This window comes from Micromonospora sp. SL4-19 (genome assembly GCF_047921475.1).
In the GTDB taxonomy this organism is placed as follows: Bacteria; Actinomycetota; Actinomycetes; order Mycobacteriales; family Micromonosporaceae; genus Micromonospora.
This window is the reverse complement of the sequence record NZ_JBLROB010000011.1, coordinates 150,598-161,615: the sequence shown is the minus strand read 5'-3', so window position 1 is coordinate 161,615 and position 11,018 is coordinate 150,598. Positions and strand designations below refer to the sequence as shown.

Annotated in this window: 8 protein-coding genes and 1 pseudogene; 3 read left to right on the top strand and 6 right to left on the bottom strand. The window is 72.6% G+C overall.

Features of this window, described 5'->3' with window-relative positions:
• Positions 1–537: 537 nt before the first annotated feature.
• The 3 genes from ACNAVT_RS16870 to ACNAVT_RS16860 form a co-directional block, all read right to left on the bottom strand.
• Positions 538–969: a hypothetical protein gene (locus ACNAVT_RS16870; protein ID WP_416297300.1), complete on the bottom strand. Its 432-nt coding sequence runs from the start codon at positions 967–969 to the stop codon at positions 538–540.
• 406 nt (positions 970–1,375) lie between these two features.
• On the bottom strand, positions 1,376–1,957 hold the full coding sequence (locus ACNAVT_RS16865) for a hypothetical protein (RefSeq protein ID WP_416297298.1): 582 nt from the start codon (positions 1,955–1,957) through the stop codon (positions 1,376–1,378).
• 382 nt (positions 1,958–2,339) lie between these two features.
• Positions 2,340–3,272: a hypothetical protein gene (locus ACNAVT_RS16860; protein WP_416297297.1), complete on the bottom strand. Its 933-nt coding sequence runs from the start codon at positions 3,270–3,272 to the stop codon at positions 2,340–2,342.
• Positions 3,273–3,732: 460 nt separating this feature from the next.
• On the opposite strand from ACNAVT_RS16860, the gene ACNAVT_RS16855 reads away from it, so the two are divergent.
• Positions 3,733–6,615, top strand: coding sequence for an Hsp70 family protein (locus tag ACNAVT_RS16855; protein ID WP_416297295.1), 2,883 nt, complete (start codon positions 3,733–3,735; stop codon positions 6,613–6,615).
• A 126-nt stretch (positions 6,616–6,741) separates the two neighbouring features.
• On the opposite strand, the gene ACNAVT_RS16850 is transcribed toward ACNAVT_RS16855, so the two are convergent.
• Positions 6,742–7,278 carry a hypothetical protein gene (locus tag ACNAVT_RS16850; RefSeq protein ID WP_416297294.1) on the bottom strand — a complete coding sequence of 179 codons (537 nt, stop codon included), beginning with the start codon at positions 7,276–7,278 and terminating at the stop codon, positions 6,742–6,744.
• 97 nt (positions 7,279–7,375) lie between these two features.
• On the opposite strand from ACNAVT_RS16850, the gene ACNAVT_RS16845 reads away from it, so the two are divergent.
• A complete protein-coding gene (locus ACNAVT_RS16845) occupies positions 7,376–8,596 on the top strand; it encodes a GNAT family N-acetyltransferase (RefSeq protein ID WP_416297293.1) in 1,221 nt (406 codons plus the stop codon).
• A gap of 337 nt (positions 8,597–8,933) precedes the next feature.
• Positions 8,934–9,125: pseudogene (locus ACNAVT_RS16840) on the top strand (hypothetical protein); the annotation flags it as partial.
• A 39-nt stretch (positions 9,126–9,164) separates the two neighbouring features.
• Here the strand turns inward: ACNAVT_RS16840 and ACNAVT_RS16835 are convergent.
• Entirely contained in the window at positions 9,165–9,635 is a 471-nt protein-coding gene (locus ACNAVT_RS16835; RefSeq protein WP_416297292.1) for a ribose-5-phosphate isomerase, read from the bottom strand.
• A gap of 72 nt (positions 9,636–9,707) precedes the next feature.
• A complete protein-coding gene (locus ACNAVT_RS16830; protein ID WP_416297290.1) occupies positions 9,708–10,907 on the bottom strand; it encodes a DUF1015 family protein in 1,200 nt (399 codons plus the stop codon).
• Positions 10,908–11,018: the final 111 nt, after the last annotated feature.

Sequence of the window (11,018 nt, the reverse complement as noted above, 5' to 3'; positions counted from 1 at the left end):
TGCTGGCATGCCCTCCCAACGGCACGGCGTCAAAATCTCGGCTAGCCGGGAACGCCCCACTCAACAACGTCACGCCCATCAACCTCCGAGATCGATGCGTACGAGTGTACGACAGCCTGGTGGGCTGCCAGCGGTCACACACCGTGGAGGTGGCGAGAGTTGTGGTCTGCACCCAGTCCGGCGAGTACAGCGGTCGGGTATCCCGTGGCGGCGATCTTCGTCCTTCCAGCAGTCCAGCCAGCGCCGCCACCGTGCCCGGCACGTGCCCGATCTAGCGGTCAACACCGGCCAACGATGGGCACTCTCCGCGATCTGACGCCCCGTCACTCCGTCCCTACGGACCAAGAGGCGGCTGCTCACCCTGTAGATCAACCTATCGGCTCAGGTCCACTCAAGGCACCTTCCAAACTGACGGTGCGGGTTCGATTCCCGTCGCCCGCTCCAACGGCCTCCGGCCCAGGTCAGAGGTTGGATCCCCCGATCCTGGGCCGGTCGGCCACTCCCCCGCTCGGATCTTGTGGGCCCATCCGTGGGCCACTACTCGCCGGGCAGGATCCGCTTCGGGTCGGTACCCGGTGGGAAGAACGCAAGGCTGCTTGGATCCCGGTCGTCACCGTGGTCCTCTTTCCAGCCGACGGCCGAGGAGATCACGTAGTCCGAGCCGCCGCCGCTCACCAACATGAGGACCCGACTGCGCGATCCGATCTGGCCCAGGTCGGACAGAATTCGATGGCGTTCCTCGAACGTGGCGCATCGGATGGCAAGTCCCTCGTAGTCGGTGCGGATCTTCACCGCCTCGACCGGCTTGAACAGCACGTCTAGTCGGGGCTGACCGCCCGCCACCCGCGCCCGAAGTAGCAGCTGGCTATGACTCACCGTGTATGCCCACACCGAAAACTCGCGCTCCGAGCGGAAGATTTCCTCGCCAGGCGCGAACTGGTGGTCATAGCTGAGCCAGGCTTCCGACACGCGATCGATCCTTCTGCTGGTGAGCGTTTGCAGAGTAGCGATCACTTGGTCCGTCGGCCGTCCGCCTGACCGGCAATCCGCCGGTCCATGGCCGAAGCGATTTCGCGGTCCCGCTCGCTGGTCGCGTGCTGGTAGATCAACGCCGCCCGCATGCTCGCGTGCCCCATTCGCTGCATGAGCTCGCTGGCGACCTCCGGCCGGCATCGGCCGGGCCGGCCGGCCACGCTTGGGGACGACAGGACTACGAAGACCTCGGGGCTCCGCCCCGAACCCCGGCCCTCCTCAGAGATCGGCCGGGGACGGATCACCTCGCCGGGCACCGCAAGGGCTACCAGCCTCCCCGGACGGTCTGGCGACTGCCCGACGAGGAGATCGTTTCAAGCCCTTGGCCCCCGGCTGCCATGTCTCAGCGGTCTCGACCTGCTCGCATGCACAGGAGCGCAGCCTGGACGTGCCAGTCGCTTGCGTGCAGGGCTACGGGGTAGTGGACTTCTCTGATTTGCCTGTCGGCGGTCTCTACGGAAAGGCGCATCGACAACGGCTCTCTCCCCACTTCGGGCGTGCACTGAAGCCGCAGCTTGACGTCGAGCCAGCGGGTGTTGCCGGGGCGCAACGGCTGGGGCTGGCCGGTGTCCTGAATCAGGACGCCAGATGTCTGCGCTTGAACCGCACGAATCGTGACCGGCAGAGGGCCAAAGTTAGTCACTTCCACCGACCCGTCCAGTTCAGCGACGCCGTTGGTAACGACGCCGTCCTCACGGGTCGACCCCGGTATGACGGCGAGTGCGACCAACTCGACCCGTTCCCGCTGCTCACGTAAGTCTCGCAACTCGTTGATACTGATCCCGCCCAGCAGCAAGCCGACCACGAAGGCGGCGACGAGGCGCAGCTGGGCCTTGTTGACCGCACGACGACGGGTAGTGGTGGCATCCGATTCGGCCGGCACATGGTTGTGCTCGTCGAGATCGATCACGCCGTGCTCTGGCATCGCGACAGCTTAGGGCCTCGATCCCATACGCGTGGTCCGTGCCATCCACGTGCCGGTAGCCGATGTCCAGGGCGGTCACCCGCTCGTACCGGCGCGGGTCATCCACGGGCCAGTAGCCGTGGCGCGCAGCGGTCATGAGCGGGCACGAGCGGCACCGAGCTCTGCCGCCGACAGCAGGCGTTTCGGGCATCGCGGCTCGTTGAGCGCGATCTTCCAAACTGACGGTGCGGGTTCGATTCCCGTCGCCCGCTCCACAGCCCTCCGGCCCAGGTGGGGGGCGTATCCCCGATCCTGGCTCAAGCCAGCCATTCCCCCGCTCTGATCTTGCGGGCCATCCACGGACCACTACGCGCTCACTCCGGCGCTCGCCACCACGAGCGCGCTACCGCTTTCCGGGACGTTCGGCCGCGTCCTCGAAGACCAGCAGGTGAGGGGGTTGGCCCGGATACCGGGGGATCTCGACAGGCAGGCCCGGCCGCAGCACCGGGGCAAGAGCGTCGAAGACACGCACCACGGCATCGCCATGAAACTCCTCGAACCGCTCCGTGGCCTGTAGCCACAGTGCGCCACCGGGCAGGGCGTCCACCCGCCTGAAGGCGCCTGTCTCCGTCACCCCCTTCTGCCCGCCGAGGTGCGCGGCCAACTCCTTCGGGACGATCGTCAACCACGAGTACCCCCGCAGGTACCGCCGGCACTCGTTCACCGTGTGCTCGGGCTCACGCTGCTCCGGAGGGTTGACCCGGGCCGGCAGACAGTCCTCCAGCGCGGTCGCGCCAAGCCCGTGGCCATAGGAGATGTGGCCAAACCCGGCATCCCACTTCTTCGCGTAAGCGCGAAGCGTCTCCAGCCACCCCTGCTGCAACCTGAGGCTCTCGGCCGATCTGTCGAGCCGCTCGTCACTTTCCAACACCGACAGCCGAAGCCATTGAGGCGAGACCGGATGACGGCGAACAACGAGCATCAGAAGCCGCTTGCCGCGGTGCCCCGACTCGTCGAAGACGCCGATATCAAGGATCGCCATCTCCGGAAGGTCGGCCAGTTCCTTTCTCAGCCAGGCCAGGCCAGAAGCGGAGCAGTTGCGCTCCGTCGTCTTCGCAGGAGCGGTGATCCCTCCGCGCGATACCGCAAGCACGCCGAAGAGGGAACCCGGCTCCCCCAGCCCCTTCTCGGCACGGGCGGGGAGGGGTGCCAGCTCCTGTCGCTCGTCCGGCAGCAACCGCGCGGACACTCCCTCCAGCCACTCGTACGCCACATCACTCAGGTCGCCAGCCGATCCGTCCACGTCCAGCTGCAGATCTACCGGTAGTGGGGTCACGCCTATCACCATCCTTCGAAGCCGCAGCCCTGGTCGACGGGCGAGCAGGCTACTGGTCGGCTTCGTCGCGTTCCTGTTGGTTCCTGCGGCGGCGTGGGGAGCGGCAACACCCCACCCCACAAACCGGACATCGGGCACGCAGATCGCAGACGCGGACAGCGAGCGCGCCCGACGGGGGTGTGGCCGTGCCGGGGGCCGCTGAGGCACCCGTGACGCTTCAGGCGAGGTTGTTGGACCGGTGGGATAACGGTGACCAGCTCGTCGATGATGCCGGTCGACGCGAAGTCCTTCGGAGTGAAGACGCGGGCCAATCGGTCCACTGACGACGGTCCCGGCAGCCGGCCCTCAGCGCGGCCGGTAGGGACTCCACCTGGTCCGCTCGCACCGGAGATCATGAGGCGGTGGGTGCTGCGTACGATGCGGAACCGGACATCTCCTCAGCGGGTGGAGGTAGCGACGGATGTCAGGCCAGCAGGACGGTTTCGCCCTCGGCGTCGACCTCGGCACCTCGAACACGGTGGCCGTGCTGCGCTGGCCGGACGGGCGTACCCGGCCGTTGCTCGTGGACGGGCAGCCGATCCTCCCCTCCGGGGTGTACGCCGACGCCGAGGGCCGCCTGCACGTCGGGCGGGACGCCCAGCGGCTGGCCCAGGCCGACCCGGACCGGTACGAGCCGAACCCGAAGCGCCGCGTCGACGAACCGGTCGTGGCGCTCGGGGACCGACGGCACAGCCCGGCCGAGCTGCTGGCCGCGGTGCTTCACGAGATCGGCGAGGCGGCGGTGGGCGCGGTCGGGTTCCTCCCGCCCGCGGTGGTCACCTGCCCCGCGACCTGGGACGCCGGCCGCCGCCAGGTGCTCGCCGACGCGCTCGCGGGGGCGGGCTGGCCGTCGGCCGCCGAGCACACCCTGTCCGGTCCCACCCCGCCGGGGACCCGGCTGCTGCGCGAGCCGGTGGCGGCCGCGCGCTACTACACCGAGGTGCTGCGCCGTCCGGTTCCGGTCGGCGACTCCGTGGCGGTCTTCGACTTCGGCGGCGGGACGCTGGACGTCGCCGTGGTCCGCAACGAGGGCGCCGACCCGTGGGGCGACTCCGGCTTCACCGTCGTCTCCTGCGGCGGGCTGGCCGACCTGGGCGGGCTCGATCTCGACGCCGCCCTGCACGCGCTGCTGGGCGAGCGGATCGTCGCCGCCCACCCCGCCGAGTGGGCGCGGCTGGTCGAGCCGGCGAACGCCACCCAGTGGCGGGACCGGCTCCAGTTCGCCGAGAACGTGCGGGGCGCGAAGGAGATGCTCTCGCGCGGCACGGTCGCGCCGGTGGCCGTGCCGGGGGTCGAGGCGACCGTACCGCTGACCCGGGAGGAGCTGGAGCGGGTCACGGTGCCGTTGCTGCGCCGGGCGGTCGCCGAGACGCGGCGGGTGATCACCGCCGCCGGGCTGACGCCCGAGCGGCTGGCCGGGCTGTTCCTGGTCGGCGGGTCGTCCCGGATCCCGCTGGTGGCGCGGCTGCTCCACGCCGAGCTGGGAATCGCGCCCACCGTGCTGGAGCAGCCGGAACTGCCCGTCGCCGAAGGCGCGCTGACCGACCTGCCGCTACGCCGGAACCGGGCTGCCGCTCCCCCGCTGCCGGTGGCCGCGATGAGGTCCGCCGAGGGCGACACGGCTCCCCGGCCCGGTGTCGGCCCGGGCGGCACGGTGCCGCTCGACCCGGGCACGCCACCGGCCGACGTCGCCGCAACTGTCCCCGCTGGCAGCGGCGGGCCGGGCGGCGCCGCCGCGCCTCCCGGCGGCGCCGGCTCGGCCAAAGCGGCAGGTAACCCGTACAACGGTGCGGCCGGGGCTCCCGCCGGAGCGGCGCGCGCGGCCGGTGGCCCGCCTCACGGCGCCGCGGGGATCCCGCAGCAGGCGGGGCCGTGGCCGGGCGTGCCGCAGGCGGGATGGTCGGGCGTACCCGGGCCGGGGGTGCCGGGATCACCGGCGGCGCCGGCCCGCGGCGGCCGGCGCTCACGGGCGCTGTGGATCTCGCTCGGCGCGGTGGTGGCCCTCGCCGGCGTGGCCACGGCGGCGGTTCTGTACCTGACCCGGGACCGTCACCCCGAGCTGGACTTCAAGGGAGTCGGCAAGGGGACGCGGATCTCGGTGGGCGAGGACCGACCGACGGACATGTTCACCGCCATCACGGGCGACCGCGCCTACCTGGCCTATCCCCGGAACGACGGCCGGTTGGCGGTGATCGCCGTCGAGGCGGGCACCGGCGAGGAGTTGTGGCACGGGCAGAGCACCGGCTCCGCCGACCGCTGGCGCGGGGTCGTCGCGCTGCCCGGCGCGGTGGCGCTCCTCGCGGACGCGGCGAGCAGCAGCACCCCGCGCGAGCTGGAGGTGCTCGACGCCGGCACGGGCAGGCCGCGGTGGCACCGCATGGTGCACGGGGACGACGTGCTCTTCGCCGGCGCCGAGGTGGCGGTCCTCGCCGACCGGACCGGCAAGCAACTGATCGGCCTCAACCTGCGCGACGGTACGCGGCGGTGGTCCCGCGCCGACCTGACCGACGAGTACGGCAGCTCGCGGACCAGCGTGTACCCGGTGACCACCGACGAGGGGCTGGCCGGCCCGGGCTTCGTCGACGGCGCGCCGCGCAACCTGCAGGCGGAGCCGGTCCGCCGACTCGTGCAGGTCAGCGCGGACCGCTCCGTCCGGCTGATCGACGTCTCCTCCGGCGACGAGGTACGCCGCTGGAACGCCGTGGCCAAGCCGGACGACCTGGTCGCCGCCCACGAGGACCGGCTGTACGTGGCGGGTGACGACGGACGGCTGCTCGCGTACGACCTGGGGAGCGAGGCGCAGCCGAGCGTGCTCTATCGCGCCGACGACAAGCACCGGGCCAAGGGGCTGGTGCCGTGCGGCGAGCACCGGGCCTGCCTGCTCGAGGTGGCGAACTCCGACGTGAAGACCGCCACAGTGGTGGCCGCGACCGAGGGGAAGGATCCACGGCGCTGGCCGGCGCCGGGCATGGAGCAGCTCGTGCCGGTCGGCGAGCGGGTGCTGGCCACCCGGACGTACCCGGAACCGGCGGTCACCCTGTTCGGGCCGGACGGTGCGCGGGTGCTCGACGACGAGGACGGGGTGGCCGTCCGGGTCGACGCCGGCAACCTGCTGCTGTTCGCCAGACGGCTGACCGGCAGCGAGGACGACCGCAGTGTGACCGGAGTGGGCGCGAGGTCCGGCAAGATGGTCCCGCTGGGCGACCTCAAGGACGTCCGCGGCGAGTCCTGCTCGTGGAACGCCGAGGTGATCGCCTGCGGGTCGGCCAAGGAGTTCGTGATCTACCGCTTCACGGACGGGTGACGGATGAACCGCGCCCGGCCGGGTAATGGGACCGCCGTCCTGGTGGAGTGACGACCGGCGGCGCGGCGTACCGCGACCGGGCGCGCGGGCGGGGCGGTGGACGCCGTCCCGCCCGCGGCCACGAGGTCAGTTGCCGGTGACCCAGTTCCAGGCCGCCACGACCCACTCGGTCTGCTGCAGGTAGGCGACGCCCACCCCGACCAGGAAGAGCGCGGTCAGCAGGTGCGCGCCCCGGGCGCTGCGGCGCACCCGGCCCAGCTGCCGCTCCCAGACCAACCGGCCGACCAGCCGGGCGAGCGCGAAGAGGCCGACGGCCGTCAGCAGGCTGAGCCCGAAGATGAGCAGCGGGGCGCCGAGGTCGCCGCGCCCGGAGATCGCCCAGATGCCCCAGCAGACGAAGGCGAAGAGGGCGCCCGCCGCGCTCCACTCCCCGCCCCGGCGCAGCCGCGCCAGGTGCCAGCTCAACGGCCGGTGCGGTGCGGAGTCACCGGACCAGCCGGCCGGGTCGACGGCGCCGAACTGCTCGGTCCGGGGCGTACGCTGCTGCCCCACGGCGGCCACCCCGCGCCGGAACTCGTCGCGCTGCGGTGGCACCACCCCGACACCGGGCTGCGGCGGCACCTCCACGGTGCGTTCGGCCCACGGCTGTGTCTGGTCCGCCATCTCTTCCTCCCCCTCGACCGACGCCGGCCACGATTCCGAGGGTAGCGAGCCGGCAAATCGGTCGCCGACCCCGAAGGTGATGGGCTAGACACATCCGATGACCGACGCGCTGGTACCCCGGGCCGACGACTTCGACGAGATCACCCAACTGCTGGCCCTCGCCTTCCACGGCGACCTCGACCCCGAGCTGCTGGAGGTCGAGCGCGGCGCCTTCGAGCCGGAACGCTCGCTGCTGGTCCGCGACGGCGGGACCGCCGTGGCACACGCCGGGGCGTTCAGCCGCGAGCTGGCCGTGCCGGGCGCCAGCGTGCCCGCCGCGCACGTGACCATGGTCTCGGTCGCCCCGACCCACCGCCGCCGGGGCCTGCTCACCGGGCTGATGCGCCGGCAGCTCCGCGAGGTCCGCGACGCCGGTCGCGAACCGGTCGCGGTGCTCTGGGCCAGCGAGGGCCGGATCTACTCCCGGTTCGGCTACGGCATGGCCGTGCAGCAACTCACCCTGACCTGCGAGACCACCGAACTGCGGCTGCCGGAACCGGCGTCCGCCGAGGGCACGCTCCGCCTGGACCGGCCGGCCCCGCACCAGGCCGAGCTGGCCCGGCTGTACGAGCGGGTCCGCGCCGACCGCCCCGGCTGGTCCAGCCGCGACGAGCGCTGGTGGGCGTACGTGCTCGCCGACGTGAAGAGCCTGCGGGGCGGCGCCACCGAGCGCCGGGTGCTGCTGCACGAGGGACCCGACGGCCTCGACGGGTACGCGCTCTACCGGACGAAGGAGGAGTGGGACCGGAGCGGCCCGCGCGGCGAGGTGCGGGTCGACGAGGTGGTCGCCGGGAACCCGGCCGCCTATCAGGCGCTGTGGCGGCTGCTGCTGTCGATCGACCTGACCCGGCGGCTGTCGTTCCGTATCGCCGCCGTGGACGAGCCGCTGCTGTGGCTGGTGAACGAGCCGCGGCAGCTCGGTGCCCACCTCTCCGACGCCCTCTGGGTGCGCCTCGTGGACGTCTCCGCCGCGTTGGCCGCCCGCCGGTACGCCACCGACGTCGACGTGGTCATCGAGGTCACCGACGACCTGCTGCCGGAGAACGCCGGCCGGTGGCGGCTGGTCGGTGGGCCGTCCGGGGCCGAGTGCACGCCCACCACGGCGGCGGCCCAGCTCGCCTGCGACGTGGCCGCCCTCGGCGAGCTCTACCTCGGCGGGGCCGGGCTGGGGGCGCTCGCCGCCGCAGGCCGGGTCCGGGAACTCGTTCCGGGGACGCTGGCGGCGGCCGGTCCGGCCTTCGGCTGGCACCGCGCCCCGGCCCCGATGGAGGTCTTCTGACGCGGGCAGCGGCGGGCACGCCGGGCGGTCGGGGCGGTACGGTCGGGTGATGGGTGATGCGGAGCGACGGCGACGCCGGCTGCGGCACCACGGCGAGGCCGGGGTGCCGGACGGTGAGGGTGCCGCCGGGCAGGCCGGCCGGCATGAGCCCGTCGGCACCTACGCAGACGGGCCGAGCGCGAGCACGGCCGCGGTGTACGACGACGACGGCTCCAGGTCGCAGCGTGGCGTCAGACACGACGAGCCGGAATCGTCGGACGACGGCTCCAGGTCGCAGCGTGGCGTCAGACACGCCGAACTGGAGTCGTCGGAGCCCCGAGGACGCCGCACCGGTTCCGCGGACGACGGCGAGCGCGGGCTGCGCGGCCTGGTCGGTTCGGGTTCCTCCCAGGTGAGCGTGAGCGCCGCACTGCGGGCGCGGGACGCGGCCCGACCGACCGATGCGGACCTGGCCGAGGCCGAGGCCCACGTCGTGATCGTGCGCCGCCACTGGGTGCCCCGCGACGAACTGCCCCGCACCGGCCGCTGACCGCCGTGCCGGGGCGACCTGCCCGCGCGGGGCAGGGCGTCAGGCGGGCAGCTCGGGGAGCTGCCGGGTCTGCTCGTACGTGACCACCTGGTCGATCCGGCGGGCGTGCCGGGGGTTGCCCGAGAAGGGCGTGGTCAGGAAGGCCTCGACCAGGGCGGTCGCCTCGTCCAGGGTGTGCTGGCGGGCGCCGACGGCGACGATGTTGGCGTCGTTGTGCTCCCGCGCCAGCTGCGCGGTGTCGATGTTCCAGGCGAGCGCGGCGCGGACGCCGGCGATCTTGTTGGCGGCGATCTGCTCGCCGTTGCCGGAGCCGCCGATGACCACGCCGAGGCTGCCCGGGTCGTCGACCACCCGGTCACCGGTGTGCAGGCAGAACGCCGGGTAGTCGTCGTCCGGGTCGTAGGCGTGCGGGCCGACGTCGACCACCTCGTACCCCTGCTTGGCCAGGTGGTTGGCCAGGTGCACCTTCAGCTCGAAGCCGGCGTGGTCGGATCCCAGGTAGACGCGCATACCGCGCAGTCTGTCAGGCCCGCCTCGGGGCCGCCGCAGCGGCGGCGGCCCCGAGGCGAATTCGTCACAGGATCACCGGGGCAGCTCGGCCACGACCATGCCGGCCCGCGCCTTGGGGGTGAACCAGGTGCTCTTGCGCGGCATCTTCTCCCGGGCCAGGTTGACCGCGACGAAGTCGTCCACGGTCACCGGGGCGATGAGAATCGCCAGCTCGGCCCGCCCGGCGTCGACCTCGCCGGTGAGCCAGCTCGCCGGGTAGTCGCCGCCCACGTAGGTGATCCGCTTGTCGCCCGGGTCGAGGCCGAGCGCGTCGCGCAGCAGCAGCCGCTCGACCAGGGCGTGGTCCAGGTTCTCCAGCCGGTCGCCCTCGACGTGCGGCAGGGTGACCGCGTAACCCTGACCGGCGAGGTGGAGGTGGACGGTGCCGCCGGCCGCCGGGACCTCGAGCGGGCCGCTGACGGGGGTGACCTGCGCGCCGGGGGCGCGGAGCCGGTCGAGCAGCTCCGCCGGGGTGCTGGTCAGCTCGCTGACCAGCCGGTTGTAGGGCTGGATGGCGACCGACGCGGGCGTGGTGATCACCGCGAGGAAGCGGGGCAGGCCGCCGGTCTGCGCGGCCAGGCTGCGGTGGTTGCCGTCCGCGACCACCAGCTCGCCGCCGCCCGCGAAGGCGGTCAGCTCATCCTGCTCCGGCCCCGGGCCGAGCAGCCAGATGGCGTGCGTCCGTCCGGCCTGGTCGACGTCGGTGGCGGCGGGCGCGCCGGCCGCCTCGGTCGCCGCGGCGAGCGCGGCGTGCAGCTCGTCACCCCGCCCGGTCTGCAGCAGCAGAACGGGCGAGAGCAGGTGGCCCAGCGCCTCGGCCAAGGCGACCCGCTCCCGCACCTTGGCGATGAAGACGTCCTCGTTGCGGATCACCAGGCCGGGCTCGTCCGCCCGGGTGGAGATCTGGTCGGTGTCGACCATGGCGAAGAGGCCGTACGCGGTCTCCTCCCCCGGCGCGCTGATCCGGTAGGCGACCACGACCTGCTCGGCCGGGGTGTAGCTGCCGTCCGCCTTCGCCTCGGCGAGCCGGGCCACCGCGTCGGGCAGCGCGTCGAGGAAGGACTTCCCGAGGCTGTCCGGCGCCCGGTGGGGCATCTCGATGCCCAAAGCACTGTGCGGGTTCGCCTCGACGATGGCGGTGATCTCCGCGTCGTCGGCGAACTCGTCGTAGTTCTGCGCGCCGGTGCCGCCAGTGGTGATCCAGGCCCGGGCGATCGGATGCACGACCGTCATGCCCGCTGACGCTACCCGCGCCGCCCGCCACGCCGGTGCCGGACCCAGCCGCTTCCATCAGATGAAAGGAGGGGCCTCCGGTCACCGCCTCCAGTGGTGCCGGGCCTCTTC

Coding starts and splice junctions, on each gene's coding strand:
- ACNAVT_RS16865 (WP_416297298.1), bottom strand. CDS start 1,957: ATGCCAGAGCACGGCGTGATCGATCTCGACGAGCACAACCATGTGCCG.
- ACNAVT_RS16855 (WP_416297295.1), top strand. CDS start 3,733: ATGTCAGGCCAGCAGGACGGTTTCGCCCTCGGCGTCGACCTCGGCACC.
- ACNAVT_RS16850 (WP_416297294.1), bottom strand. CDS start 7,278: ATGGCGGACCAGACACAGCCGTGGGCCGAACGCACCGTGGAGGTGCCG.
- ACNAVT_RS16845 (WP_416297293.1), top strand. CDS start 7,376: ATGACCGACGCGCTGGTACCCCGGGCCGACGACTTCGACGAGATCACC.
- ACNAVT_RS16835 (WP_416297292.1), bottom strand. CDS start 9,635: ATGCGCGTCTACCTGGGATCCGACCACGCCGGCTTCGAGCTGAAGGTG.
- ACNAVT_RS16830 (WP_416297290.1), bottom strand. CDS start 10,907: ATGACGGTCGTGCATCCGATCGCCCGGGCCTGGATCACCACTGGCGGC.